At 68.1% G+C, this 26,757-nt stretch carries 16 protein-coding genes; 4 read left to right on the forward strand and 12 right to left on the reverse strand.

What is annotated here, in order from left to right; genetic code table 11:
* Positions 1-101: 101 nt before the first annotated feature.
* Both C3Y92_RS01285 and C3Y92_RS01290 read right to left on the reverse strand, forming a co-directional pair.
* Positions 102-3,116, reverse strand: coding sequence for a proline dehydrogenase family protein (locus C3Y92_RS01285; protein WP_129348745.1), 3,015 nt, complete (start codon positions 3,114-3,116; stop codon positions 102-104).
* The gene (locus C3Y92_RS01290) at positions 3,116-3,589 is read right to left on the reverse strand and encodes an Lrp/AsnC family transcriptional regulator (RefSeq protein ID WP_006918829.1); all 474 of its coding nucleotides are present in this window, start codon (positions 3,587-3,589) and stop codon (positions 3,116-3,118) included. Before C3Y92_RS01290 ends, C3Y92_RS01285 begins: the two co-directional genes overlap by 1 nt.
* A gap of 109 nt (positions 3,590-3,698) precedes the next feature.
* Here C3Y92_RS01290 and C3Y92_RS01295 point away from each other — a divergent pair, with 109 nt between their 5' ends.
* A complete protein-coding gene (locus C3Y92_RS01295) occupies positions 3,699-5,306 on the forward strand; it encodes a bifunctional metallophosphatase/5'-nucleotidase (protein ID WP_129348747.1) in 1,608 nt (535 codons plus the stop codon).
* A 325-nt stretch (positions 5,307-5,631) separates the two neighbouring features.
* Here the strand turns inward: C3Y92_RS01295 and C3Y92_RS01300 are convergent, their stop codons facing one another.
* Positions 5,632-7,491: a lysophospholipid acyltransferase family protein gene (locus C3Y92_RS01300; protein ID WP_129348749.1), complete on the reverse strand. Its 1,860-nt coding sequence runs from the start codon at positions 7,489-7,491 to the stop codon at positions 5,632-5,634.
* Positions 7,492-7,672: 181 nt separating this feature from the next.
* Between C3Y92_RS01300 and C3Y92_RS01305 the strand changes: the two genes are divergently transcribed.
* From C3Y92_RS01305 to C3Y92_RS01315, 3 genes are all read left to right on the forward strand, one after another.
* Positions 7,673-8,308, forward strand: a complete 636-nt coding sequence (locus C3Y92_RS01305; RefSeq protein WP_235669568.1) for a MerR family transcriptional regulator — start codon at positions 7,673-7,675, stop codon at positions 8,306-8,308.
* Between the two features lie 52 nt (positions 8,309-8,360).
* The gene (locus C3Y92_RS01310; protein ID WP_129348751.1) at positions 8,361-8,969 is read left to right on the forward strand and encodes a TetR/AcrR family transcriptional regulator; all 609 of its coding nucleotides are present in this window, start codon (positions 8,361-8,363) and stop codon (positions 8,967-8,969) included.
* Between the two features lie 296 nt (positions 8,970-9,265).
* Positions 9,266-9,703, forward strand: a complete 438-nt coding sequence (locus C3Y92_RS01315; RefSeq protein WP_129348753.1) for a CGGC domain-containing protein — start codon at positions 9,266-9,268, stop codon at positions 9,701-9,703.
* 368 nt (positions 9,704-10,071) lie between these two features.
* On the opposite strand, the gene C3Y92_RS01320 is transcribed toward C3Y92_RS01315, so the two are convergent.
* The 9 genes from C3Y92_RS01320 to C3Y92_RS01360 form a co-directional block, all read right to left on the reverse strand.
* Positions 10,072-11,073 (reverse strand): DUF6976 family protein, encoded by a 1,002-nt coding sequence (locus C3Y92_RS01320; RefSeq protein ID WP_129348755.1) that lies wholly within the window; start codon positions 11,071-11,073, stop codon positions 10,072-10,074.
* A 9-nt stretch (positions 11,074-11,082) separates the two neighbouring features.
* Positions 11,083-11,382 carry a hypothetical protein gene (locus tag C3Y92_RS01325; RefSeq protein WP_235669569.1) on the reverse strand — a complete coding sequence of 100 codons (300 nt, stop codon included), beginning with the start codon at positions 11,380-11,382 and terminating at the stop codon, positions 11,083-11,085.
* Positions 11,383-11,894: 512 nt separating this feature from the next.
* Complete coding sequence (gene aroC, locus C3Y92_RS01330) at positions 11,895-12,968, reverse strand: chorismate synthase (protein WP_129348757.1); 1,074 nt, start codon at positions 12,966-12,968, stop codon at positions 11,895-11,897.
* A gap of 55 nt (positions 12,969-13,023) precedes the next feature.
* Positions 13,024-14,277 (reverse strand): oligosaccharide flippase family protein, encoded by a 1,254-nt coding sequence (locus tag C3Y92_RS01335; RefSeq protein WP_129348759.1) that lies wholly within the window; start codon positions 14,275-14,277, stop codon positions 13,024-13,026.
* Positions 14,274-17,240, reverse strand: coding sequence for a hypothetical protein (locus C3Y92_RS01340; protein ID WP_129348761.1), 2,967 nt, complete (start codon positions 17,238-17,240; stop codon positions 14,274-14,276). The genes C3Y92_RS01335 and C3Y92_RS01340 overlap by 4 nt, the downstream gene beginning before the upstream one ends.
* Before the next feature lie 9 nt (positions 17,241-17,249).
* Positions 17,250-19,595, reverse strand: coding sequence for a DUF2079 domain-containing protein (locus tag C3Y92_RS01345; RefSeq protein ID WP_129348763.1), 2,346 nt, complete (start codon positions 19,593-19,595; stop codon positions 17,250-17,252).
* Positions 19,588-22,470, reverse strand: a complete 2,883-nt coding sequence (locus C3Y92_RS01350) for a hypothetical protein (RefSeq protein WP_129348765.1) — start codon at positions 22,468-22,470, stop codon at positions 19,588-19,590. The genes C3Y92_RS01345 and C3Y92_RS01350 overlap by 8 nt, the downstream gene beginning before the upstream one ends.
* 290 nt (positions 22,471-22,760) lie before the next feature.
* Positions 22,761-23,927, reverse strand: coding sequence for a glycosyltransferase (locus tag C3Y92_RS01355; protein WP_129348767.1), 1,167 nt, complete (start codon positions 23,925-23,927; stop codon positions 22,761-22,763).
* Between the two features lie 216 nt (positions 23,928-24,143).
* Complete coding sequence (locus tag C3Y92_RS01360) at positions 24,144-26,537, reverse strand: methyl-accepting chemotaxis protein (RefSeq protein WP_129348769.1); 2,394 nt, start codon at positions 26,535-26,537, stop codon at positions 24,144-24,146.
* Positions 26,538-26,757: the final 220 nt, after the last annotated feature.

Below are 26,757 nucleotides of genomic sequence, written 5' to 3' on the forward strand. Positions count from 1 at the left end.
CCGCTGCATAGGCAAAAAGCCGGGAGCGGTCCCCCGCCCCCGGCTCTCATCGCTTCGCTTGTCTCTTCTCTTGCTTCTCTCTTCTCTACACTATCTACAGCCTAATCAACCCACTCGTCGTCCTCGTCGATGGGCGTGAAGCCGCGACGGATGGTGTTTTCCGTCACCACGCGGGGGTCGACGAACTGGAGCAGGTAGTCCGGGCCGCCGGCCTTGGAACCTACGCCCGACATCTTGGAGCCGCCAAAGGGCTGGCGCGCCACCATGGCCCCGACGCTGTTGCGGTTGAGATAGAGGTTGCCCACGCGGAATTCCTTGCGCGCCTTTTCCAGGTGGCGGGGGCTGCGGCTGTAGACCGCGCCGGTGAGCGCGTAGCGGGTGGACATGGCCCAGGCGATGGCTTCGTCGAAGCTCGATGCCCGCATGACCGACAGCACCGGCCCGAAGATCTCTTCCTGGGCCAGACGGTGCTCGGGGCGGATGCCTTCGACCACCACCATGGGCGCGAAATAGCCCTTGGCGTCCAGGCCACGCTCGACCAGTATCTTGCCTTCCTGGCGGGCGAGTGCGGCGTATTCGCGCACCTTGGCCTGCTGGGAGGCGTCGACCACCGGTCCCATGGCGTTGGTCGGGTCTTCGGCCGGCCCGATCTTCATGCTCTCGCAGGCTTCCTTGAGCCGCGCCGTGAAGCGCTCGTAGATGGAATCGACCACGATGACCCGCGAGCAGGCCGAGCACTTCTGGCCCTGGAACCCGAAGGCCGAGTAGGCCACGCCCAGCACCGCTTCGTCGAGGTCGGCGTCGTCGTCCACGATGATGGCGTTCTTGCCGCCCATCTCGGCGATGACCCGCTTGCAGTAGTCCTGGCCGGGATGCACCTTGGCCGCCTTTTCGATGATGCGCAGGCCCACGTCCATGGAGCCGGTGAAGGCGATGGTGGAAATGGCCGGATGCTCGACCAGATAATCGCCCATGACCGAGCCGCGGCCGGGGCAGAAGTTGAAGACGCCGTCCGGCAGGCCGGCTTCCTTGAAGATGTCGACCAGGCCGTGGCCGATAAGCGAAGCCAGGCTGGAGGGTTTGAAGACCACCGTGTTGCCGGTGACGATAGCGGCCGAAGCCATGCCGAGCGAAATGGCCAGGGGGAAGTTCCAGGGCGCGATGACGGCGGCCACGCCCTTGCCTTCGTAGAAGAGGTGGTTCTTCTCGCCCGGCTCGCGGCCCATGCGGCGCGGCGTGCCGATGCGCACGGCCTCGCGGGCGTAGTATTCCAGGAAGTCGATGGCCTCGCCCACGTCGTTGTAGGCTTGATCCCACTGCTTGCCGACTTCCAGCACCTGCACGGCGGACAGGGCCACGATCTCGCGGCGGGCGATGGCGGCGGCTTTCAGCAGAACATCGGCCCGTTCGCGCGGGGTCTTGTCGCGCCAGGGACCGAAGGCGGCCTTGGCGGCGGCGATGGCCGCGTCCACTTCGGCAATGCCGGCCTGGCAGACATTGGCCAGCACCTCGTCGGGATTGGCCGGGTTGACGGTGGGGATGCGGTCGGCGGTCTCGATGGTCTTGCCGCCGATGGAGAGCGGAATCACCCGGCCGGCCTGGGCGTGGACGGCGGCGATGGCGGCCGGGAAGGCGGCGCGCATGTCGGCGATGGTGAAATCGGCCAGGGGTTCGCCACGAAACGCGGTCAGCCCGTCGATGGCGGCTGGCGCGGCCGCCTCCCGGGCCGGCTTCTGGGCGATCTCGCGCTCCAGGGTCTTTTCGGGATTCTCCAACAGCACGTCTTCGGCCTCGCCGTCGGCGAAGCTCAGGCGCAGGAAGGATTCGTTGGCGGTATTTTCCAGCAGCCGGCGCACCAGATAGGCCATGCCCGGCAGCAGTTCGCCGTAGGGGCAGTAGAGGCGCACCCGGCCGGCCACCTTGAGCAGGCCTTTGCGCACCGGTTCGGCCATGCCGTAGAGCGCCTGGAACTCGTAGCGGTTGTCGGCAACGCCCAGTTCGGACGCCGTCTCCATGACGCAGGCGATGGTGCGGATGTTGTGGGAGGCGCACTGGAAATAGATGAGGTCGCTGTTTTCCAGGATGGTGCGGGAGAGCTTTTCGTAGGCGATGTCCGACTCGGGCTTTTTGGTCCAGACCGGCACCGGCCAGCCCATCTGCTTGGCCACCACGGTTTCGTAGTCCCAGTACGCGCCCTTGACCAGCCGGATGCCAAAGGGCAGGCCCTGGGCCCGGCCCCATTCGATGAGTTGGTTCAGGTCGTGTCCGGTGTCGCGCAGATAGGCCTGGAGCACGATGGAGAGGTAGGGGTAGTCCCTAAACTCCGGCTCGCTGCGCAGACGCTTGAACAGCTCAATGGTGATGTCCTTGTACTTGAGCTGTTCCATGTCGATGCACAGCGCCCCGCCCAGGGCTTTGATCTTGCGGTAGATGGGCCGCATCCGGGCCAGGATGCCTTCCACGGAGCCTTCGAAGTCCATGGGCTTGGCCTGGGAAAACAGGGCCGAGGGCTTGATGGAGGCGTTGACGCGCGGTGCGCTGCCCCAGTCCAGGCCGTCGCCGGCTCCGCCAAAGGCCTTCCAGGAACCCTGCTCGGCGGCGATGGCGTCCAGGACTTCCAGATAGCCGTTGCGGTAGGCGTCGGATTCTTCCTCGGAGACCGTGGCCTCGCCCAGCAGATCCACGGTGAAGGCAAAGCCGTCCTTGCGGATCTTGGCGATGTTTTTCACCGCTTCTTTGGTTTTCTCGCCGACGATGAACTGCCGCGCCATGCCTTCGATGTTGGAACGGATGGCCTTGCCCATGAGCTTGGCCGCCACGCCCCCGAACATGCCCGACTTTTCCGCGCCCCACTTGAGCACCGACGGAATCTCCCCGGCGTCGCCGCCCGAGAAATATTCCTCGATGTGGCGCGACAGGTTGTCGGAGGTGGTGAGGTAGGGCAAAACGTCCACGAACCGGAACAGCTGGACCTTGAAGGCCTCGTTCTGCATGGCCCAGTCCATGACCTTGCCGGTCCAGAAGCCCTTGTTGAAAATCGAGGGCGATTCGCCGCGGATGCTGGCGAAGAAGGCTTTGCCGCGCTGGCGGATGGCGTCGTCGAGCGAGTGTTGCATCATTCCTCTCCGGGCTGGGGCAGCGATCCCAGGGGGAGCGCGCCGGTTTCCTTGACGGTTTGCAGCACCACCGTGGTATTGGTGTCGCGCACGGTGGAGAGCCGGCCGATGACCTTGAGCAGGTCGGCCAGCGACCTGGTGTCCGGGGCGCGTACCTTGATGAGGTAGGCGGCCGTGCCGGCCACATAGTGGACTTCCTGGACGCCCGGCACGGCGGCGAGCTGCTGGCCGGTGTCGATGGCCCCCACGGGCTCGTCGGTCTTGACGAAGGTGAAGGCGGTCAGGTCCAGGTCGACCTTGGACGGATCGATGCGGGCCTCGTAGCCGGTGATGACGCCCTTGCGCTCAAGCTTGCGCACGCGCTCCAAAACCGCCGACGGGGCCATGGACACGGCCCGGGCAATGTCGGCGTTGGAAGTACGGGCGTTGTCCTGAAGGATCATCAGAATCCGGCGGTCGATTTCGTCGATCATTCTTGATTTCTCCTGATGTCGAGTTAAAAATTCGATTTGGCCTTGCTTGTCAAGTGGTTTCTTCGGTTTGATTCCCTCTCGTGCCGAACAACCTTCGGAGGTTCGAAAAATGCCGCGATGCAAACAGGTTATCTATGCCCTTGGCCTGCTGCTCCTGTCCGCCCTGCCGGCCCTGGCCGGGAACGATTTGCAGCTCACCATCCTCCACACCAACGACATCCACGCCCACCTGGCCGCCTTTGACGACTTCGGCGCGTTTTGCGACCAGGAAAAGGACGCGGCCGGCAAATGCCAGGGCGGCGTGGCCCGGCTGGCCACGGCCATCGGCCGGGAGCGGGCCAAGGGCGGCAACATCCTGCTCCTCGACGCCGGGGACCAGTTCCAGGGAACGCTGTTTTTCACCAAATACAAGGGCGAGGCCCTGGCCTTTTTCATGAACCGCCTGGGCTACGACGCCACCACCCTGGGCAATCATGAATTCGACGATGGGCAAGCCACTTTGGCGAATTTTATTCGGGCGCTCAAGTTCCCGATGACAGCGGCAAATTTCGAAGCCGAAGCCTCCTCGGCGCTGCATGGTCTGGTTGTGCCGTACATCGTTCGGGAAATAGACGGCAGGAAGGTGGGAATCATCGGCGTGGCCCAGGTCAAGACGCCGCAAATGTCCAGCCCAGGCCCGGGCGTCAGCTTTTCCGCGCCCGGGGAGGCCGTCAAAAAAGTCGCGGCCAAGCTGCGCGGCCAGGGCGTGGACATCCTCATTGCGCTCAGCCACGCGGGCTTAAGCGGCGACAAGAAGCTGGCCGAAAAAGTCCCGGACCTCGACGTCATCGTCGGCGGCCACAGTCATGTGCTGCTGGCCAACGGCGTTTCCGAAGCTGTCGGCCCCAGCCCGTACGTGGTGGAACACCCCGGCGGCGGCAAGACCCTCATCGTCACCGCCGGCTACTGGGGCCGCTACCTGGGCGATCTGCGCGCCACCTTCGACGTCGCCGGCCGCGTCGCCGCCTACGGCGGCAACCCCATCCGCCTCGACGGGGCCGTGCCCGAGGACTCGGCCACCCGGGCCGAGGTCGAACGCTACGCCAAGCCCCTGGCCGCCTTCCGCGAAACCGTGGTCGGCCATACGGACAAGCCCCTGGGCGCGGCCATGTGCCGCCAGGAGGAATGCGCCGCCGGCGACCTCATGGCCGAAGCGCTCCTGGCCGCCGGCCGCCGCTACAACGCCACCCTGGCCGTCGCCAACGGCGGCGGCATCCGAGCCGGCCTGGCCCCGGGCAACATCACCCTGGGCGACGTGCTGACCGCCTTCCCCTTCCCCAACACCCTCACCGTCGTCACGCTCACCGGAGCCGACATCAAGGCCGCCCTGGAGCATGGCGTGGGCAACGTCGGCCTCACCGACGGCACCGGCCGGTTCCTGCAAGTCGCCGGGCTGCGCTACGCCTACGATCCGGCCAAGCCCGCCGGCTCACGCGTCAGCCGCGTCGAGGCCGCCGACGCCGCCGGTCGGTTCACGCCGCTAAAACCCGAAGCCGACTACCGCGTCGCCATGGCCGATTTCCTCTACCGGGGCGGCGACGGCTACACGCTTTTTGCCAAGGCCGGCCGCGACGTGGAACAGGACGGCACGCCCGTGGCCGACATCGTGGCTGACTGGCTGCGCCGCCACGACCCGGTGAAGCTGGAACTGGACGGGCGCATCACGACGACGCCGTAAGGGGGAGCATGGAGCAGGGAGAGGGAGATAAGGAAGGAGAGAAAGACGAATCGGGCGCTGCCCGAACCCGCCGGGGGCCTTAGGCCCCCGGACCCCCGGTCTGGTTTTGGGTCGGGTGGGCGGGGCGGTGGGCGGCGTAAGGTGGTACGGCATGAGAAAAGACGGGAGCTGGAATTTTCGGGTTGCCGCCCAGGCGGAAGCCGCCCGGACGGCAACCCGGAAATTCCAGCTCCCACCTCGCCAGCGAAAGGGGCGGATTTTGGCGCGATCAAAGCCTCGCGCCAAAATCCGCCCCGTTCGCGTTGTTGGAGAAGAATGGCGTGGGTTAGGCGCAGCGCTCCAGCGTGGCCGCTTCGGCCTGGGCGGCCTGTTCGTGGTGAGCCACGAAAGCGGCAAGCCCCTCCTTGCCCATGTAGCGTTCGAGCTGACGGCGCTCGGCCTGGAGCAGATCCACCACGATAAGGCCGTCGAGGCAGTCGCCAAAGGCCTTGTCCACGTTGAAGGCCAACAGCTTGCCGCCAAGCTTGAGGTATTGGCGCAGCAGCACTGGAATGCCCTTGCGGTCGGCTTCGATGTCGTCAATGAGCGTCAGCAGGTCGTCGAGGTCGGCCACCAGGGTCTTGGCCGCCCGTGCCAGCCAGGTCTGGCCGCGAAGCGGCGTCTTGGGTTTGACGTGGCGGGCCAGGACCGGGTGGGAGACGTGGCCTTCCAGATAACCGGCCATGAGCCGGCGCGAGGCGTGCTTGTATTCGCTGGTGATGCTGACCGGGCCGAAAAGGATGCGGTAGCGCGGCTCGCGCACGACCATCTGGGCCAGACCCTTCCAGAGCAGCAGCAGCGGGGCGTAGCTTTTCTGGTATTCCGGCCGCACAAACGACCGCCCCATCTCCAGGGCCGGGTCGATGTTGGCGAAGAACTTGGTTTTGAGCACAAACAGCGTGCTGGTGTACAGGCCATGCTTGCCCTTGGCGGCCAGCAGTTCGTCGGTGCGGCCGATGCGGTAGGCTCCGGCGATTTCCTTTTTCTCGATGTTCCAGAGGAACAGGTGGCGGTAGTGGGGATCGAACTCGTCGAGGTCGCAGGCCTTGCCCGTGCCCTCGCCCACCCGGCGGAAGGTGTATTCCCGCAGCCGCCCGATCTCTCGCAGGGCCAGGGGAATGGCCTCGGCCCTGGCTTCGATGACGGCGAATTCGCCGCTGCGGTGCAGGACGGCGCTCTCGGGCAGCCGGCCGATCTCGTCAGCCAAAAGTTCCGGGTTCACGGCCGGGATGAGGGCGTCCTGCCGGCCGCCGGTCCGGGGCGGAAACAGCGGCGGCAGCAGGCGGGGCTTGTGCGGCCGGTCGCGCAGCAAGGCCACGCGCAGGCGCAGATGGCGGGTGATGCAGGCGTCGGGGTCGGCGTTGCGGCTGGCCAGGCGCTCCAGACGGTCGGCCGGCACGGGCGAACCGATGCGGGCTTCGACGGTGGCCCCCTGCTTGTTGGCCAGCTCGCGGGGGAGCATGAGCGTGCGAAGCATCGGGTGGACGAGGCCTAAGGTCTGGAACAGGAGGCTGTTTTTGCCGGAGAAGCGGATGGGCACCACCGTGGCCCCGGTCTTGCGCACCAGCCGCGCCACCGAGGGATTCCACTGCGGGTCGGCCACGTCCAGACGGCCGTTTATCAGGCGGGGATGGGCCACGGCCCCGGCCGGGAACATGCCGAGCAGCCCGCCGCCGCGCAGCACGGACAGGCATTCCTTGAGCGGACGCACGTTGCGGGTGGTGGCGTCGGCTCCGCCGAAGGGATCGACGAACACGAACAGCTCGCGCACCTGGGGCAGGCGCGAGAGCAGGAAATTGGCCATGATCTTGGCGTCGGGCCGCACGGCCAGGAGCATCTTGGCCAGCACCAGCCCTTCCAGGCAGCCGAAGGGGTGGTTGGCGACCACGACCACCGGCCCGGTTTTGGGGATGCGCTCCAGTTCCTCGGGGCTTACCCGGATGGACACGCCCAACTCGGTGAGCAAGGAGTCGATGTAGCCGGCGGCGTCGGCCTGGACGGGCAGCCGGCCATGGATGGCTTCGAGCTTGTCCAGGCCAAGAAGCTTGAAAAACGCCGGCCGCAGGAAGTTGGCGGCCCGGCGGGCAAACGCGCCCCTGACGTGTGGCGTGAGGTCGAAGATGTCGCGGTGGCTGGTGGTGGTCATGGCGTCACCTCTCCTGTCGGCCGGTTTTCGGCCCACGGTGCATGTTGGGGCATCCTGGCCGGCCGATGTGGCGGCGATGTGGCGTTTCCGGGCGCTTGCTTGACGATTGCGCGGCGCTTTGCGGCGGTTTTCCGGCCGGGCGGGAAGCGACTTGACAGGGCGGGGGGCGGCGGTTCAAGGCTTGGGCACGACGTTTTTCCGGGAGGCCGACGTGGCCGACAACCGCCTGTATTCCATCGCCACCATGGCCAAGATTCTGGATATGCCGGAATCGACCCTGCACTATTGGAAAAATCGTTTCGACGACGTGCTGCCAAGCTTCGGGACCGGGCGCGGCAAGCGCTACCGGGCCGAGGCGGTGGCAATTTTTCGCGACATCGGGGCCCTGCTGGCCCAGGGGCTGTCGGCCGGCGACGTGCGGAGCGAGCTTGCCCGGCGCTACCCGGTCAACGTAGGCAGCGGCGAGGCGAAAGGCCCGGCCGCGCCCCAGACGATGACGGTCGGCGGCGGGACGGGCGGGGGCGTGGACGCCCAGACCATGCTGGCCATGGCCTCGGCCATTGGCGCGGAGATCGCCCGGACCCTGGCCGAACAGCTTGGGCGGGGGCTGTCCGGCGGGCCGGCCGCCCTGCCCGAAACCACGGCGGCGGCCATCCAGGGCGAGCTGGCCGAGGCCCGGGCCGAAAACGCCGCCCTGGCCGACAAGATGCGGGTGCTGGAGTCCGAACTGGTGCGGCTGCGAAAAGACCGACGCGAACTGGAAAACCACCTGCTGGGCAAGATCAAGGCTTTGGGCGAGGAACGCGGCAACGGCTGAGGCCGGTTTTTTTTGCTTGACCGACTAGACCGACCGGTCTAGTCGTCTCTTCATGAACGAGACCGCGCGGGAGCGCATCATCCGGGTCGGGGCGGCCATCATGCATGGTCAGGGGTATGCCGCAACGGGCCTCAAGGAGATCCTGGACGCGGCCGGCGCGCCCAAGGGGTCATTCTACCACTATTTCCCGAGCAAGGAAGCCTTTGCCCTGGCGGTCATCGAGCACTACGAGGCCATGCTCCGGGAGATCGGCCGGCCGGCCCTGGCCGCCGAGGGCTTGACCTGCCGGGAGCGGCTGGCGCTTTTTGTGGCCCGCTACCGGGAATCCCAGGCCGAAGGCGGTTTTCGGCGCGGCTGTCCCATCGGCAACCTGGTGCTGGAGCTGGCCGGCCAGTCGGAAGTGTTGGGCCAGCGGCTGGCCGTGTCCCTGGAGGGGCTGACGCGGTTTTTGACGCGGTTAATCGAGGCCGGGCAGGCGTCTGGGGAGATCGAGGCGAGCCTTGACGCGGCCGAGGCGGCCGGCTTTTTGGCCGGAGCCTGGCAAGGGGCGCTCATGCGCATGAAGGCGGCCCGCGACGACGGCCCGCTGGCGACCTTTGAGACGTTTGCCGCACGCCTGCTTTTCGGGGCCTCGTCTGGCGTTGGGCAAACCGCCCCTTAAAGGGGAGAAGTCTGGCGGCGGCGCGTCGCTGGGAAGGTCGAAGGACACGCAGGCCGGTTGGGGCCAGTCTTCGACTCGGTCACGACGCGAGGCCCGTCGGCGGGGATACGCGGACCGTGACGCCAGGAGAGCCCCTGGCCGTCCTGGTCTGGCTGGCGACCAAAGCCCCCAACACCGCCCAGGGGGGGCTGAGCTGTCGGGTGCAACACACGACGAAGCGAAAACGCGCGAGCGTTTTTTTTCGAACCGCAAACTAGACGACCGGTCTACTTTGACCGGCAAACCAGGAGAAAACCATGACCGACATCGGCATTTTGACCTGTTCCAACACGACCCAGGACGTGGGCTGCAGCATGTTCGGCTGCTTGCAGGCAGCTGGCGAAGGCCATGCGCCGTTTTCGTCCGTCGAGTACCCGGACGGGGTTCGGGTGGCGGGGGTCATCAGTTGCGCCGGCTGCGCCGGCAAGCGCAGCCATGAAAAGATCCTGCGCCGGGTGGGCGCCTTGGCCGCGTCCGGGGCCAAGGCCATCCACTTCGCCACCTGCATGGTGGACGGCTGTCCGTTTCTGGCGCGCTATGAAAGCGTGATCCGGGAAGCCTATCCCGAGCTGTCGGTGGTGCGGGGCAGCCATGCCCGGCCGTCCGAGGCGTTCTTGGCGCGCCTGGACGCCGCCATGGCCGCGCCGCGCCAAAGCGTGCCGGAGATCGCGGCGGCCCTGCGGGCCGGGGGCTGATCCCGGACGCGTTGAGCCCAAGCGGGGAAGGCCGCCTCCGCCAACGGCCGGCATCCGCCAAGAACAGCGGCCGTGGGCAGTGGAGAACGCGTCAACACGGCGAGGCGCTACTGCCAAAGGCCGCAGCGCCTTTCGAGGACGCCCCGCCGGCAAAAACGGGTGCGGCGATTTCAGCGCGCGTGGGAACAAAAAACGGGGAGGCCGGCCTTCCGGTCGTGCAACCGGGAAACCGACCTCCCCTTCTTCGAGGACTGTCGCTGGGTCCAGGGCGCGGCCCCGACGTCGCGGTTACGCCGGTCCGCCCTTCCGGCGGGCGGCCGGCCGGCCCTGGTGCAAGAAGCTTGCTGCGTCCCCTGCGCCTTCCCCCCCTAAACGTCCATGATTTCGAGATACACCAGGGTCTGGTTCAGCAGCTGGTAGGCGATTTCGCCAAAGGTGACCGGTCCGACGAAGGGATCGGTCTTTTTGCCTTCCAGCTCGGAATACAGGTAGTTGAGGATGCAGTTGCAGGAGAAGGCCACGCGCGAGGAGTCGATGGCCCCTTCACGGCCCAGGCGGTCGTTGAAGACCTTGACGTAGTCCGCAACCGGCCGGGCGTGCTTGTAGCGGATGCCGGTGAAGACCGGGGCGTAGAATTTGACCTGGCCTTCCACTTCGTCAACGTCCTGGAAGCTGATGTTGACCATGGCCCCGTAGTAGTCGGCCACCAGCGGCAGCTTGGTGTCCAGCTTGTTTTTCATGATATAGGCGGCGAAATTGCGTTTCTCGCCGTTGACCAGGACGTCCTTGGCGGAAAAGCCGTCGGAGCCGAAGCTCAGGATGTCGCCGTCGCCCTGCTCGAACAGGTTGATGATGCCGATTTCGGCGACCTTGCCCGGGGGCAGCTGGGCCTGGAGCACCAGGGCGGCGTCTTCAAGGACTTCGCCGGTCTGGCCGTTGACCACCTTGGGGGTTTTCTTGCCAAGGTCGCTCAAGTGGACGCCGGCCACCCAGCCGATCAGCGGGCGGACGCCGAAGTCTTTGTAGTTGGGGGCGTTTAAGGCAAAGGACAGGTGCGTCTTGCTGGCCGCCGGCAGGATGATGAAGCTGAACCCGTGCTTGGGGCCTTCGGTGTAGATGCGGGCCAGGCCGTTGGCGTCATACACGGCGATTTCGATGCCGGCGGTGTAGTCGGTGATGTCCGTGGCGCAGATCATCTCCCGGCTGACCATGCCGCCTTTGTCGGCGGCGATGAAGTAGGGGATGGTTCCGGCGATCCAATCTCCTTTGGGCAAGGCACGGAGGGCTTCTTCGTCGCCGGCGAGGAGGAGTTTGCGGCCGGCCTCGATCTTCTGCTTGATGTCCGCGACGGTGGAAATGGTCTGTTGCATAACGCCCTCCTAGCCGAAGATGGTTTTCAGGTCGTCCTGAACGCTGGGCATATTTACGTTATTGGCGAAAATGGCATAGATCTGATCAATGCTGGAGCTGACGTTCTCCGGCGAAGGATCTTCCTTGACGGACCGCGTCAATCGACCAAGCAGGATTTTGGCAGCCAGGAACTTCAGTTGAAAAGTTTTCTTCCCGGTCACAATGTCGACCCACGCTTTGTTGCTCTTGCTGGGTACATCCATATTCGCCTCCTTACGTTGTGCGGCAGCGCGATGTTGCATCTCCGGCGGCAAGCCCGGTTGTCCCATGCCGCCTCCGTGTGCGCGCGTCATCGGAGGCGGCCCGGAATCGGGCCGTTGGGGCATGGTGCGTCCGAAACGGTGAGAGCAGGAAAGCAAGGATCGAACCACGCCAAAAAAATACGCAATGCCGTATGGTTAAAATCATAATACGAGAAAAGGGGAGACGATTCAAGACAAATTCCGCGCAAACGCGATTGGTCGAATGGTCCGGGAGAGGGATATAAAAGATTTTTGTGCTGATAATTCGTGTGGTTAGCTTGAAAGGTAAAATTGGGGCAAGAAGTCATCCATTTGAGTCAAAAAGCAACAAGGCTGGGCGGACACGCCTCCCAAGGCCCGATGGGGCAGGGAAAACCGTATAGAAAGACAGTGTGTTGCGTGAACCTTGGCCCGCGACGGTCAGATCACCCTCCCGACTCTCGCTCCGCAATCCATGAATACGTCAATAATTATAACGAAGTGAATGTTTTTGACCGACTGTCCGCGAAATGCCGCGCGCCCTTGGCGTGGATGCGGCCCTAGACCCAGGGCGCGCCCACGGGCCGCACGGCCTGCTGGGCCAGCAGGAAATCGGCCACAACCAGCAGGACCATGGCCCGGATGACCGGGACCACGCGCGGGATGGCACTGCGGTCGTGGCGGCCGCCCACCACGATTTCGGCCGGGTTCCCGGCGATGTCCGTGGTGCGCTGGGGCACGGCGATGGACGGGATGGGCTTGATGGCCGCCCGGACCGTGACGGGCTGGCCGTTGGAGATGCCGCCCAGGATGCCGCCGGCGTTGTTGCTCTCGGGCGGGTTGACGATAGGATCGTTGTTGGTGGACCCGGTCAGGCGCGCGGCGGCGAAACCCACCCCGATCTCCACGCCCTTGACCGCGCCGATGCCCATGAGGGCATAGGCCAGCCTGGCGTCGAGCTTGTCGAAGACCGGTTCGCCCAGGCCGGCCGGCACGCCGGTGGCCGTCACCTCGACGATGCCGCCCAGGCTGTCGCCGCTGCCCATGGCCTGCTTGGCCCTGGCCTCCCAGGCCGGGATGACGGCCGGGTCCGGGGCGCAAAAGGGCCGGTCGGCCGCGCCGGCCGCATCGATGACCGTGGCCGGCAGGCCACCGAATTCCACGGTGTAGGCGAAAACGTCGATGCCGCGGCCGGACAACAGCGAGGCGGCCACGGCCCCGCCGGCCACCCGGGCGGCCGTCTCCCGGGCCGAGGCCCGGCCGCCGCCGCGATAGTCGCGCCGGCCGTACTTGGCCAGATACGTGCCGTCGGCGTGGCCCGGGCGCAGCAGATTCTTGGCCGCTTCGTAATCCCGGGAACGCTGGTCGGTGTTCTCGATGGCAAAGGCGATGGGCGTGCCGGTCGATTCCCCTTCAAAGATCCCGGAGAGCAGGCGCACGGCGTCGGGCTCCTTGCGGGCCGTGCCGGTCAGCCCCCCCGCGCCGGGGCGGCGGCGGTCCAGGTCGCGCTGGATGAGCGCTTCCGTGACCGGCACCCCCGGCGGGCAGCCGTCGATGACGCCGCCAAGGGCCGGTCCGTGGGATTCGCCAAAAGTGGTCAGCCGAAAGATGGTGCCAAAGGTATTGCCGGCCATGACGCCTCCCTGCTGCGCGTGCGGCGCGTGCACGCGGTCTTGTCGCAAAAAATCGTTAGGCCCCGGAGGTCTCGGCCCGCCGGGCCCGCACCCGCCCGAGCAGCCAGCACAGCGAGCCGGCCAGCATGACCGCGATGCCGGCGAACAGCAGCCAGGCCACGGTCATGGGCGTGTCGTGGAAAAAGAGCGTAAGCCCCAGAAAAAGCGCCACTCCGGCGGCCTGGAACCAGACGAAGCCGAATTCCGAGCGGGCCTGGAAATAGACGAAAAGGATGTTGGCCACGGCCAGAAGAGCCATGGCCCCGCTGATGACGGCCAGAAGCGGGCCGGCCGCCGCGTACTGCGCGCCAAAGAGCATCTTGACCACAAACGACGAGCCAATGAGACAACACAGGGCGAAGCCGCCGCCAAGAGCGGCGGTCAGGCCCATGGAAATCCACAGCGACGACAGGTCGTTGCGCCCCGACTCCTTGGCTGTGGCCGCCTCGGTGAACAGCACGCTCATGAGCACCGAAGGGAGATAAAAGGCGATGCGCCCGAGGATGGCCGCCGTGGCGTAAAGCCCGGCTCCTTCGGCGTCGCAGTAGTGGCGCACCAGCACCACGTCGAGGTTGCCCAGCACCATGACGATGATCGACGACAGGAGCATCCCCACCGAATAGCTGCCCACTTCCTTGAAAAGCCCGTCGGGCAGCCGGGAAGGCGTGACTGGGAACACGTCGCGAAGAAACAGGAAATTGACGCACAGCGCGGCGGCGATGCCGGTGAGGCTGGCCACCAGCGCGCCGTTTATACCGTAGGACAGGCCCCAGACAAAGGCGATGGCCCCCAGGAACCGGAAACAGGCGTTGGAGGCCCCGGCGATGCCGTAGCCGGTGAAGCGCTGCAGTCCCTGGAGCATGCCCCAGGGCACGGGCAGGACGAAGGAGCCGGCCATGACCCCGAGCATGAGGAGGATGGGGGTGGGGGATTCGATGTGCAGGAAAGCCTGCAAGGCCGGCAGGGCCAGGGCGCCCAGGCCGTAGGCCACCACGGCCAGACCGGCGGCCAGGCCCAGGGCGCGGGTGAGCAGGGCGCGCACCAACCCCATGTCGGTGAGGACAAATCGGGCCGTAAACCGGGCCATGACCAGGGGCACGATGGCCAGGGGCGCGGAAAAGATCACCATGGTGGAATTGAGCGCGTTGAAGCCGCCGAAGTCCGCCGGACTCATGGAGCGCCCGACCACCAGTTGGAAGAGGTAGTTGAAGAGGTTGCCGGAGTTGAGCAGGACGAGGATGACGATGTTCTGCTTGAGGAAGCGTTTCACGAAGCGGCGTCCTGGGGCGTGTCGGCCCGGTTGGGAGCTTTGGTGGGCAGCAGCCGGCACAATCCGGCCAGAAAAGCGTAGAGCCCGGCCTGGGCGAAAAATTCCGCCACGGGCGGCAGGCCAAGGCCGCCAAAACAGGCGGCAAAGGCCAGGGCCAGGGCGAAGCCGCAAAAGTAGGTCCGTCCCGGGCCGGCGGCAATCCAGACCCCGAAGCCCGGCCAGCGCCGCGACAAGGCGGCCGTGGCTCTTGGCGCGCCCGCCCGCCATACCGGAACCAGGGCCAGCCCGGCAAGGGCCAGGGCCAGCCGGCCGGGCGCGCCGCCTACGGTGAGGGCGCACAGCACCCCGGCCAGGGCCAGGCCGCCGAAGGTCCGCGTATCGCGCCGAACCTCGGCCGGGGACGGGGTCGCCCCCAGCCAGGCCAGGGGGCGGTCCGTCAGCCGGGCAAGGGCCAGGCCGACGCGCTCCCGCCCGATCAACCGCCAGGCGGCATAGCCCCCGCCCACAAGGGCCAGGGCGGCGACCAGCCGGCCCAGGGTTCCCATACCCCCGCCGGAAGCCTCGCGCGGGGGCTTGGCAAAGCGCGACAGGTGCAGGGGCGCGTCGGTTTCGAAACACAACGCCGCGACGCCATACCAGGGATGGGCAAAAAACCGGGCCATGGCGGCCTTGGCCGGGAGGTCGGCCGACCCCAGGGGCAGCCAGTCGTCGGCGCTGCCCAGGCGCGCCGCCGCGGCCTCGGAAACCGGCCCCGGCGCGTGATCGGCTCCGCCCAGGGAGACGAGCGGGGCGGCGGCAAACACGTCGCGCCAGGACACGGCGGCGTCGCCGGAAAACACGGGCTTGACCAGTTCGAGCTGGCCGGCGGGCTGGCCGCCAAGGCCGGTTACGGTCAGTTCGGCCGGGCCGGATTTCCCCGGCAGCCGGGCCATGAGGCGTCCCGCGCGGGCGTCGGGCACGGCCGGCGCGCCTCCGGCCACGGACACCGCCGCCCCATCGCCCACCAGCTCGAACCCGGCGGCCAGCCAGGCCATGGGGCCAAGGCTGCGGCCCGGGGCGTAGCTGACGCGTCCGGCCTCGGCGCGGGTCACGGCCGAGGAGGCGACAGGCCAGGGCAGGGCGGCGTCGTAGAGGCCGGTTGCGGCCGGTCCGGCCGGCACGGCGGCCAGCATGGCCCGGGTCACGGGCAGGGCGAACTCCCGGCCGGTAAAGGTGAAGCGCGCCACCGCCCGGGCCACCCGGTCCGGCAGCCCGGGCAGGGGCGTGGGCTGTCCCGGCAACAGGGCGTAGGTCCGGGCCGGTTCGGCCTGGCCCGGGGCGTAGACGAGCAGTTCCACGCCGGAAAGGTTCGGATCGCGGCCGATGTCCAGGCGGAAGAAATGGTTCATGCCGGCGGCCGGGGCAAAGGCTGCCTCCACGGCCATGTCCAGGCGCGGTCCGGTCCCTTCCACCACCAGCCCCGAGGCGGCGCGGAAATAGCGGATATCCCCGGAACCGGTAAAAAGCCCGGGCGCGCCGGCCAGATAGACCGGCTCGGGGGCAAGGCCGCCAAAGCCGTCGGCGGCCCGGCGCGGGGTCCGGTCAAAGGGCGGGGCCAGGCTCCACAGCGGGGTCACGGGCACGCCGCCGTCCGGCCGGTCGATGTCCGGGGCCGCGCCCAGACTGGTGGCCAACTCGTCGGCGGCGGCCAGGAAGGCCGGGGTCTCGCGCCGGGGCGAGGACAGGGCCAGATAGGCGCGCTCGGCTACGCCGCCGCCGGGCTGGGAGGCGGTCATGGGGGTCAAGCGCAGTTCGGCCCGGGCCGCGCCGCCCTGGCCCACGGCGCTGGCGGCGGCGGTCGTGTTGACGAAAACCCGGCGCGCGCCGGCAAAGGGTTCGCGCACCCGGGTGGGCAGGCGGCCGGGCAGGCCGTCCCGGGCCAGGGCGGCCGGATCAAAACCCGAGGGGACAAAGGCCAGACGCTGGGCCAGCCGGTCCCGGCCCACCTCGGCCAGGCCCTGGCGGAAGAACATGAGGCTTATTTCCTTAAGCCGCGCCCACTTGAGCCCGGGATGGCGCTCGCGCAGATAGCGGCCCACGTAGACGCGCAGCACGGTGCGGCCGTCGGGCAGCTCGAAGGTGCGTTTGGCCAGGGCGTACCAGTCCAGGACCGTGCGCGCCTTGGGATCGGCCGGGTCCAGGGACAACACGAGGTTGACCTGGACCGGGGCCGGCCGGCGCAGGATGACGTCCACGGCCCCGAGGTCCAGGGCGTCGCGGTCGAAGCGGCGCTGGAGAAACGTCGAGGGGCCGTCCTGGGTGGTGCGCCAGAGATCGTCAAAGGGCAGATCCAGGACGCGCCGGGCCAGGTAGAGGGCGTTCTTGTCGGCCCACTGGGCCGTGGCGACTTCGGCCGTGTTGTCCGGGGTCAGACCGTCGAGATAGGTCTGGCCGAGGTTTTCCACGCACTCCAATGGATCGCTGCCAAAGGTGCGGCCGTCCGGGGCGCGCAGGGTCAGGGCGGCCAGGGTGGGGTTGGCCGGATCGGCGTCGCGCAGGTCCAGGCCGATCTCATTGAAGCGCCCGAGAGGGATGTCGCCGCCGCCGGAGGCGTCGGTCAGGGCCTGGACGGTTGCCGGCCCATCGGGGAAGGGCGCGGCAAGGGCCAGGGGAGCGGTTTCGACCACGCGGGAGTATTTGACTTTCTTGGGGCCGATTTTGACGAAAAGCCGGCCTTCCACGGCCTGGTCCCGGCCGAAAAGCTCACCCGGCAGCCGAAGCGGCGCGCCTTCGGGCCTGGGGTCGAGGTCCAGGGCCAAGGCGGGTTCGGGCACGGCCAGGCCGAGAGCGCAGCACACAACGGCCAGGGACGCAATCCAGGGCAAAAAAAAGGCACGCGGCGGCCGCGCGGGCTTGGCCGTTGGCCTGGCGGCCCGGTCGCCAGGGGCGGCCAAGGCCTGGAAACAGCGGAAACAGCGTGTCATGGCGGTGGCCTAAGGCGTTGTGGCCGGAGCCGGCGGCTGTTCCGGTTGGCCGGCTTCGATGGTTTCGACGGTTTTGGGGCGGCGGCTCCGGGGCTTCGGGCGCGGGGCGTCCTCGCCGGCCGGGGCGGCGTCCGGGGCCAGACTTGGCGACTGGCCCGACGCCGGACCCGAGGGTTGGCCCGACGTGGCGGCGGCCGGCTGGCCCGGGGCGGCCTCGGACGACGGGGCTGCCTCCAGGGCTTCGGGCTTGGGGCGTCGCTGGCGTCGCTTGGTCGCCGCTTCGCCTTCGGCGGCGGGTGCGTCGGCCTGGGCCGGCCCCACAGACGGCGCCGGCGTCGTGGCCGGGGCCGGCTGACCGGCGCCCGGCCCGGATTGATCAGCCGGGCCGGCTTCGCTCTCACGGCCGGTCGGCTTGAGCTTTTTGGCCCGCTGGCTCGGGAACCGGTCCAGCACTTCCACTTCAATCTCGGTGCCCAGGTCGCTCTCGGGCGTGGTCCGAGGCGGCCCGGCCGGTGCCGGGACGGAACCTGGCGCGGCCGGGGCGGCCGGCGTGGCCTGGGCCGGCCCGGTCTTGGGCGTGGCCGACGTTTGGCCGGAGGGCACGGGAACGCCTGGGCCGGCCGTGGCCGGCGACCCGACGACGGCCGGCGGCTGTCCCGGCGTCGCCGGTTGGACGGCCGGCGGGAAGCCCGGCTGGTTCACGGAGGGGCTGGCGGCTGCGCCCTCGGCCGGTTGTCCGGCCGCCTCGGCCGGCGGGCTGGCCGGCGTCGGGGGTGCGGGCTGTGGCCGGCGCAGGATGAGGAAACCGCCCTGGTCGTAGAGGGTGTCGAACTCCTGGCGGGCGCGGATGACGAAGACGTTGAACTCCCGGGCCACGTCCTCGTCCCGGCAGGCTCCCTGGATGAACTCGCAGCCCCGGTCCAGGACGAACCAGGGTCGGGTGAGATCGAGCAGCACGTACTGGGCCTGCCAGGACCGCACCGGCAGGTTCGGGGTTTGCCGGGTGCGCACGAAGGTCCAGAAATCGGCCCAGGTCGCGCCGGAGAGGTCGCGCACGGGATGGGGCTCGAACACGCCCAGGGGAAAGCTGTTGTAATCCAGCCGTTCGGCCAGGGCCCCCCAGTTCAGCGTATTTTGGGAGACCACGGCCACGCGCGGGTCCTGGGGCACGACTTTGAGGATCTCGGCCAGGATGGCGGCGTCCCGGGCGGTGGGTTCGTAGGCGTCGCTGGAAAAGGCAAAGCTGTCGGTGGTCCAGAAAAGGCGCGACACCGGCGAGGGGGCCAGCATGACGTGGGCGATGGCCAGCCAGCCCATGACCGCGAAAACCACCCGCCCGGCCCCGGCCCCGGACTGGCGGGCCAGGACGCGCACCGGCCCGAGCACCTGGCAAAAGGCGAAAAAGAGCACCCCGGCCGCGCCGGCGGTGTAGTGGTTGGCCCAGCCGTAATAGCTGGGGTTGGTGGAGAGCAGGGACAAGGCGATGGTCGGCAGGGCCGGCAGCAGGAGCTTGGGCCGCAGTAGCGGAAAGAAGATCAGGGAGCCAAACAGGAAAAAGAGGTATTTCCATTTGCCCGGCACGCCGAGCACCACGGCAAGCACCTTGCCGGGCTGGGTGATCAGGGTGACCAGGGCCGCGCCCGGGCTGCCGCCGAGCCAGGAGAAGGCTCCGCTTTGGATGCCAAGGCCGGCGTCGGCGGTGCAAAAGGGCACGATCAAAGACGTCGTCACATAAAAATAGAGCGCCCCGAAAGCGGCCAGGAACAGCCCCGGACCGCGCCGGCCCTCGCACAGCCACAGATAGGCCCCGCAGCAGATCGTGGTCAGGGCGTAGGGTTCCTTGACCAGGGACGGAGCCAGCCCCAGCACCACGGCCCAGCCGACGCGGCCGGTGGTGGCGGCGGCCAGGAAGCCGTAGAGGATGGGCACGAGCAGATGGTCGAGGTGGAAGTCAAACAGCGCATTGGTCCAGACCGGGAAAAACAGGACATAGGCCAGGGCGGCCAGGGTCCCGTGGCGGCGGCCGGCGAAAAAGGCCGGCAGGGCCAGGACAAAGGCCTGGGACACCAAAAGCACAAGGGGCGCGGCCTGATCCGGCACCAGCCGGTAGACCTGGGCGTAGACCGGCAACAGCGGCTGGGCATGGCCGAGAAACGCCCGCCACCACTGGCCGGCCACATGGAGCGAGTGGAGGTTGGAGAGAAAGACGCCAAGGTCGAAGACCGTGGAATGCAGGGCCAGGTATTTCAGGCACGACATCACGGCCAGCACGCCGAACAGGCCGGCGAAGACCGCGCCGCCGACCTTGCGGGCGGGCGGTTCGGGCAAAAGGGCCGGCGCGTGGTCCTTAAGCATGGTCGTCCTCCCGGCGGCGCGGGGCGAAAAGCCCACAGGCCATGACGGCCAGGCAGAAGACGTAGGCGGTCGCACTTCCCATAAGCCCGATGAGGTACGAGGTTTGGGGCGCGAAGAAAAGCAGCAGTTCGTAGTCGATGCCGCCGTCGGCCCGGGCGGCGAAATAGCCGGGCGTATCGGAAGCGGCCTCGGGCAACAGGCGCACCAGTCCCGGCGGCAGCCACCAGGCGTTGGCGAAGCCATACGCCTCGACATGCAGGGCCTCGGGCAGGGCGACCGGGCCGCCCGGGGCCGGGGCGCTCCAGCCGGCCGGGTCCTGGGGCCTGGAGACGGCCTGGGGCGTGGCCGGGGCAAAGGCCGACGGGAAAAAGGCTTCGGTGAGGCCCAGCGCCGGCAGATTGTCGTTCTGGATGGCTCCGGCGGTCAGGGGCGAGACGTAGTCCACGGCGAACCGGGACGCGGTTTCCCCGGTCACCTTGCCGCCCGGGCCGTAGACAAAGGCCTCGCGCTCCTTATTCGCGCCGTCACCCAAGGTGGAGACCAACCCCTTTTTCAGGTAGCCGGCCAGTTCGACTTGGCCGGCCTGGTCCAGGCCCTGGACCGGGAAGGGATGGTAGGCGGCGGTGAGCGCGGCCATGTCCCGGCCTTGGCCGGTCAGTTCGCCCAGGGTGCGCGGTACGAGCATCGCCTTCCAGCCGGTGTGGAAGGTTTCCTGGAAGACCAGGGGAAAGCCGGCTGTGGCCCCGTGGACGCGCACCCGCACGGCCGTTGGCCCCAGGCGGCGAAATTCCACCGTGGGCGCGGCAAGGCGGTTTTTGGGGCGTACCACGGCGAGCTTTTTCTCGCCCGTGCGGTCGGCCAGCAGCCGGGTGGCGGCCGGGCCGCCGCCCTGCATGGCGGCCACGAATTCCAGAAAGACCGGATCGGAACCGGCCCGCAGATAGACCGTGCCCGGATCGTAGTCCGGCAGCTCGATCTCCTGGGCCAGGGCGGCGGCCACGGCGTTGCCGCGATACCCTCCGCCCACGGCCTCCACGGCGGCCACCCGGTCGCCGGGGCGCACCAGGGGCAGGAAGTCTTCGTTTTTATACAGGGCCACGTCGCGGAAAAGGGGCATGGCGACAAGGCCCTCCTGGCGGGCCAGGTTGGCGTCGAACACCGGCTTGTAGTCCTTGTAGCCGTCCACCATGGCCGGGGGGACGTAGGCGGGCTGGAAATCGTCGTAGGTGTAGGCGTGGTCGTAGCGCGGGTAGACCAGGAACCGGCAGGAACCCAGGCCCAGCAGCCGGCTGATCTTGGTGCTGGGGCGCTCGGCATAAAAGCCCGAGAAGACCGGCTCGGCCAGGGGATGGGTCTTAAAGGCCATGAAAAAGGGCTTGGGCGAATAGGCCGAGGTCCACTCGAAGGTGTAGTCAGTGTCGCCGGGCCAGGTGATGCCGATGGGCGGCAGGTAGCTCACCCGAAAGGCGTCGCGCCGGTCGCGCAAAAAGCCGTAGACCGAGGCCACCTCGGGGTTGATGGGCGTCTGGTGCAGCGTCAGCGGCTGGGGATCGCGCTGGGTGTCAAAGGGGCGCGTGAGGCCGCCGGCCAAAAAGGGCGAGACAAAAAGGGCCACGGCCAGGGAACATGCCCCGGCGGCAAGCCTGGGGCGCGGCGCGGCGGCGACCAGTTCCGCCCCGGCCCGGGCCAGGAGCAGGGCATAGGGCAGGATCACCAGGGGCAGCCAGCGGGTGGTGTTGGAAAAGGCGGCGAAAAGGATGGGCAGGGTTTTTTTGAGGGCCAGCTGGTAAAAGACCAGCCCGGGCAGGGTGCGCGAGCCGGCAACGAGCAGCACGCCGCACAGGGCGGTGACGAAGAGGCCGTTCAGCTCCGGGGTTTTACGGCGGCTGAAGGGATAGGCGAAGACGCCCAGCGTCAGGGCCAGGGCGGCCAGGTTCCAGGGAATCCCCAGGCCCCGGGGCACGGGGTAGACGTATTCGGTGTCCATGCCCGGGCGAAGGCGCAGGAAAAACGAGGCGTCGGCCGGCTGGCTGGTGGACTCGTGGTAGGCCTCGCGCCGGGGCAGCTCGGAATCCACGGTCACGTCGCCGTCGGCCGAGACCGACAGGCCCCAACCGTGGCGGATGGCCCCCTTGCCGAAATAGTCGCCGAAAAACGGGGCCATGAAATGGATGTTCATGGCCACGGCCACCGCGCCAAGGCCGACAAACGCCGCGACAAGCGCCTTGCGGCGCGGGCAGGACACAAACCGGCAGGCAAAGGCGATAAAGAGCATGGCTGCCGCGCTCATGCCGACGCCCGGATGCAGCGAGGTGAGCCCGAGGACGAAGCCGGTGGCGACCGTGGCCCGAAAGACCCCGGGTCGGCCGGCCGCGATGCGGTCCAGAAGGGTCAAGGCGGCCAGCATGACCACCGGCAGCAGGGCGTAGCCCACCAGCATGGGCATGTGCCCGGCCACCACGCGGCTTAAGGCATAGGGCGAAAAAGCGTAAAAAACGGCGGCCAGGAAGGCGAAAAAAGGCGGCAGGGCCAGACGGCGGGCAAGGGGCCACATCGCCGTGCCCGAGGCGAAGATAAGGCACAGCGGCAGCCACTTGGACACGGCCTCGCCGCCAAGGACCGACACCGGCCAAAGCGCCAGCCAATAGAGCAGCTCCAGCTTGAAATAGTGGTAGCGGCCTGTTTCGAAATAGGCGTCCCAGGTGGAGAAATGATGCCGGGCCATGTCCCGGAACTGCTCGGCGAAATTGGGGATGCCCCAGTCCCAGGTGTGGCCGACGATGCCGGGCCGGGCCAGCACCCCGGCGAACGCGACGCAGGTCAGCGCGGCCAGGGCGGCCAGGGCGGCCAGCGCGTACACCGTGTTTCGTCGCATGACGTCTTGTTCCTTTGCCTTGGCGATGGATGGGGAAGCGGGCGGCCGTTACGAGGACTCGGCCGGGGGCGGCGGGCGGCCGGCGCGCGTTGCCCGGGGGCTGGTCTTCACGTGGCGGCGATTTTTCGGACGCAGGCCGCGCCGCCCGGCCTGGCCCGAGAATGCCCTTGTCGAGGCCGCGACCCGCTCGTGTCGCGTCCCTTAAAAAATACGATAGTATTTTTTAATAAAAATTAATGGTTTTAGTACGTTGACTACAGGGCGCCATATGTGCTTTCGCGGACGCGACACTAGCGGACCGGCGGGGCCAGGGCCGCCTCGAAGGAGGCGTCGAAGATGGCCGACCAGCGGTAGCGCTGCATGTAGGCCACGGCCGCCTCACGCATGGCCCGCCAGCGCTCCGGGGCCTCGACCATGGCGGCGATGGCCGTAGCCACCCCGTCCACGGTGTAGGGCGCGACCACCCCGGCCGCGAGGGCGTCCACGTCCTTGGCGATTTCCGGCACGTCGGTGATGACCACCGGCAGGCCGCAGGCCAGATAGTCCTTGACCCGGCTGGGATCGGCCCAGCGCGACAGGTTGTTGTCCGTGGGGCGGTAGAGCGCGAGGCTGATGTCGAAGGCCGGCAGGGTTTCCAGCACCTTGTCGTGGTTCATGACGCCGTGCAGGACCACGCTCTCTCCAAGGGCGGTCAGGCGCGGCTCGTAGGGCGCGTAGACCACGCCGTCCTCGATGGCGTTGTTGGGCGTCTTGCCGATGACGTGCAGCGTCAGTCCCGGGAAGCGCTGGGTCAGGGCCGGCCAGGCCTCGATGACCAGATCCACGCCCTTGGACGGGCTCAGCGCTCCCAGCAGCACGACGTCGCGCGGGGTCTTGGCCGACTTGTCGGGCAGGTCGATCTTTTCAAGATCCACGCCCACGGGCACCAGCACGTTGCGGTCGTCGGGCAGCCCTTGCTCCCGGCGAATCTCCACGATGCGCGGCGAGATGTTCCAGGCCGCGTCGCAGTTGTCCAGGCAAAAGCGGTCCAGGGCGTGGTAGAGCTTATTGAGAATCTTGCTGGCGAAGCGCTCAGGCATCCAGTCGATGGTGTAGTAGACCACCCGCCGGATGAGTCCCAGGCGCTTGAGCACCATGGCCACCACCCCGTTTAAGGGGTCGCAGGCCACGCAGGTCTCGAAGCGCGAAAAAAAGCCGAGGAAGAAAAAGACCGAGAAAAAGGCGTCCTTGAAATAGGTGACCAGCCCCGGCAAGGCCGCGCCGCAACGCTTTTTTTCCGAGACGAGTCGGCCGCCGGCGTATTTTCGGGCGATGGAGCGGCGGTCCGAGCAGTAGTGGAAGGGGTGGTAGATGATCCCCAAAACGTCGCTTCGGGCCTTGAGGTAGTTCTCCAGGGCTTCCGAAGGGCCGGCCAGATCGGTGATATGGCTGATGAGCAGGGCTTTGGTGAAGCGCATGGTTCTCCCGCGCGGCAAACGAGTGGATGGGACCGGCCGATGCGTCCGGTCGGGGCTTGAGGTAGCCGCATCCCTCGCGGAAATCAAGCCGGCGTCGGGAAAAGGGCGCGCGAGCCGGCTCGCCGCGCCCGTGAAATACGCTGTGGCGTCGTTTTGCACCAATCGGCGGTGTTGGGATGGGCCCGGCCCCTGGGAGAGGCTTTTACGGACGCGGCCTTAGCCGCGCATCTCCTCGATAAGGCGCATGAGGTCGCCGGCCTGGCCGGCCAGGTCGGAAACGGCCCCGGCCGCCTCGTCCATGTCCCGGGCGGTTTCCTCGGCCACCTCGCCGATGGAGTAGACGGCCCGGTTGATCTCGTCGTGGGCCGTGGCCTGGGTCTTGGCCGAGGCGGCGATCTCGCGCACGGCCCGGGCGGCGTCCTCGCAGCTTTCCACAATGGCGGCCAGGGTGCGGCCCGAGCCGGCCACCAGCCCGTCGGCCTGGGCCACGGCCGCGGCCGCGCCGGCCGCCTTGGCCGCGCTGTCGTCCACGGCGGCCAGCACGGCATGGACCGAGCTGGAAACCTCGCGGGTGGCCAGCATGGTTTTTTCGGCCAGCTTGCGGACCTCGTCGGCCACCACGGCAAAGCCGCGCCCGGCCTCGCCGGCCCGGGCCGCCTCGATGGCGGCGTTTAAGGCCAACAGGTTGGTCTGGTCGGCGATGTCGGAGATGACGGAAATGATGCCGCCGATGGAGGCGGCCCGGTCGCCCAGGGCGTCCATGCTGGCCCGCAGCTCGCCGGACAGCTCGCGCACCTGGCTGATGGCCCGGGCGGTCTGTTCCACGGCCTCGCGGCCGGCCTTGGCCTGGCCCATGGCCGCCTCGGCCCCGCCGGCCGCGCCGTCGGCTCCGGCGGCCACGGCGTCCAGGGCCTGGTTGAGCCCGGCGATGGCCCCGACGGTCTCCTGGAGCTGGGCGGTCTGGGTCATGGCCCCGTCGGACACGGCCACCACCCGGCCGGACAGGGCCTCGGCCCGGGAGGCCACGTGGCGGGCGATGTCCTCGGCCTGGAGGGCGGCCCGGCGCAGGGTTTCGTTGCGGCTGACCACGAGCGCCTCGGTGGATTTGACGTCGGTCAGGTCCACCACCAGGGCAAAGGCCCCGATGAGGCCCTCGTCGAGGTCGTACAGCGGCGCGGTGTCCACGCGCACATGGCGCAGGTCGTCCGTGCCGTCGGACAGCAGGGTCTCGACCCCCAGCCGGCAGGCCCGGTCGGTGAGGCAGCCCGTGAGTTGGCTGGTCAGCTCCGGGTTGCGGCCCAGGACCTCGGCGGCCGGCCGGCCGAGCACGGCCTTGTAGTCGTCGCCGCGCCCGAGCAGGTGGAGCAGGGCCGGGTTGACGAAGGTCACCCGACCGTCAATGTCGGCGACCAGGCAGGGCAGGGTGATGGCTTTGAGGATGCTGGAGGAAAAGCCGAGCTTGTTTTTGATCTCCGCCACCATGGCCAGCAAGCCCTGGCGCAGGCGCTCCATTTCGCCGCGAAGGGTCGCCGGTGGCGCGGCCGCGAAGTCGCCGTGGGTGACGGCGGCCAGATAGTCGAGGATACCAGCCAGGGGCTTGAGGATTTCCTTGCGTAAAAACAGCGTCACGGCCAGGAGCACCAACCCGGCCGTCACCCCGGCCACGGCCAGGGAGACATGGCGCAGGCCCCGGGCGGCGGCAAAGGCCTCGTCGGCCGGGGTGCGGGCCACCAGGGCAAAGGGCGTTTCGCCAAAGACCACCGGCGCATAAGCGGCCAGGGTCTCCTGGCCGCCCTCGCCCGGGCCGGTGGCGTCGCCGGTCTGGCCGGCCAGGGCCTTTTGGGCGGTTTCGGCGGACACGCCGGATATGGCGGAAATCCCTTGGGTCGAGGCCACGCGCACGCCGCCGTCGGCCCCCACCAGCACGAACTCCCGGGCCATGCCGGCCGCCTCGCCCTGGCCCATGATGCGGGCCAGCTCGGCACGCGGCACACGCAGCACGGCGGCGGCCTCGATCATGGTGCCGACGTGGTTTTTGATGGGCGCGGCCACGAACGCGGCCGGTTCGCCGCCCAGGGGGGCGTAGGGCGCGAAATCGGCAAAAGTGATCTTGCCGGCCATGGCCCCTTTCCAGGCGGCGGCCAGGCTCGAATCCTTGAGCGGTCCGGCCTTGAGGTCCTCGCCGACCTCCTGGCCGCCCTTGGCGCCGAAATAGACCCGGCCGTCGTCGGCCACCACCAGGGCGTCCTCGAACCCGAGCACCTCGGTGAAGGGGGCAAAGGGCGGGGCCACGTAGTCGCGCAGATCCTTGTATTCGTCGGTGGCCGTCTCCACCCGCGCGCCGGGTTTGCCGAGCATGAAATAGTCCCGCAACATGCCCACGCCGTTATACACTTCCTTGACCTTGGCCAGGATGGCGGCCTCGCGCAGCCAGGTGGCGGCCGCCGCCTCCAGGGCCTGCTTGCGGCTGTCCCGGGCGGCTTCCAGGCCGGCGAAAGCTTGTTCGCCGAGGATGCCGCCGGCCTGGCGCATGCTGACCACGGCCGTGACGGCCAGGGGCAGGATGCTGATGGCCAGACAAAAAAGGATAAGTTTGTATTTGAGGCTCATGGTACGTCTCGGAGGCGGGGGGTTGTCCAGGGCTGACTGGAATTGCCGCCACTGCTACGTGGCGATGGGCGCGGTCGGGTGAAGGCTTTGCGGCGTTTTCGTGACGACGCGGGCAGGAAAGGGAGGTCGGCGTCACCGATTCGTCGTGTGGAGCCTTTTTTGAGGGCGCGGCGTCGCCGCCGGGCGGCGTTTGATGAGCCGTACGGATCGGGTAAGCCGC

This window comes from Solidesulfovibrio carbinolicus (genome assembly GCF_004135975.1).
In the GTDB taxonomy this organism is placed as follows: Bacteria; Desulfobacterota; Desulfovibrionia; order Desulfovibrionales; family Desulfovibrionaceae; genus Solidesulfovibrio; species Solidesulfovibrio carbinolicus.

What these genes read in the sequence shown, in the direction of transcription:
- C3Y92_RS01285 (WP_129348745.1), bottom strand. Translation starts at nt 3,116, where the DNA reads ATGCAACACTCGCTCGACGACGCCATCCGCCAGCGCGGCAAAGCCTTC.
- C3Y92_RS01290 (WP_006918829.1), bottom strand. Translation starts at nt 3,589, where the DNA reads ATGATCGACGAAATCGACCGCCGGATTCTGATGATCCTTCAGGACAAC.
- C3Y92_RS01295 (WP_129348747.1), top strand. Translation starts at nt 3,699, where the DNA reads ATGCCGCGATGCAAACAGGTTATCTATGCCCTTGGCCTGCTGCTCCTG.
- C3Y92_RS01300 (WP_129348749.1), bottom strand. Translation starts at nt 7,491, where the DNA reads ATGACCACCACCAGCCACCGCGACATCTTCGACCTCACGCCACACGTC.
- C3Y92_RS01310 (WP_129348751.1), top strand. Translation starts at nt 8,361, where the DNA reads ATGAACGAGACCGCGCGGGAGCGCATCATCCGGGTCGGGGCGGCCATC.
- C3Y92_RS01315 (WP_129348753.1), top strand. Translation starts at nt 9,266, where the DNA reads ATGACCGACATCGGCATTTTGACCTGTTCCAACACGACCCAGGACGTG.
- C3Y92_RS01320 (WP_129348755.1), bottom strand. Translation starts at nt 11,073, where the DNA reads ATGCAACAGACCATTTCCACCGTCGCGGACATCAAGCAGAAGATCGAG.
- C3Y92_RS01325 (WP_235669569.1), bottom strand. Translation starts at nt 11,382, where the DNA reads ATGGGACAACCGGGCTTGCCGCCGGAGATGCAACATCGCGCTGCCGCA.
- aroC (WP_129348757.1), bottom strand. Translation starts at nt 12,968, where the DNA reads ATGGCCGGCAATACCTTTGGCACCATCTTTCGGCTGACCACTTTTGGC.
- C3Y92_RS01340 (WP_129348761.1), bottom strand. Translation starts at nt 17,240, where the DNA reads ATGACACGCTGTTTCCGCTGTTTCCAGGCCTTGGCCGCCCCTGGCGAC.
- C3Y92_RS01345 (WP_129348763.1), bottom strand. Translation starts at nt 19,595, where the DNA reads ATGCTTAAGGACCACGCGCCGGCCCTTTTGCCCGAACCGCCCGCCCGC.
- C3Y92_RS01350 (WP_129348765.1), bottom strand. Translation starts at nt 22,470, where the DNA reads ATGCGACGAAACACGGTGTACGCGCTGGCCGCCCTGGCCGCCCTGGCC.
- C3Y92_RS01355 (WP_129348767.1), bottom strand. Translation starts at nt 23,927, where the DNA reads ATGCGCTTCACCAAAGCCCTGCTCATCAGCCATATCACCGATCTGGCC.
- C3Y92_RS01360 (WP_129348769.1), bottom strand. Translation starts at nt 26,537, where the DNA reads ATGAGCCTCAAATACAAACTTATCCTTTTTTGTCTGGCCATCAGCATC.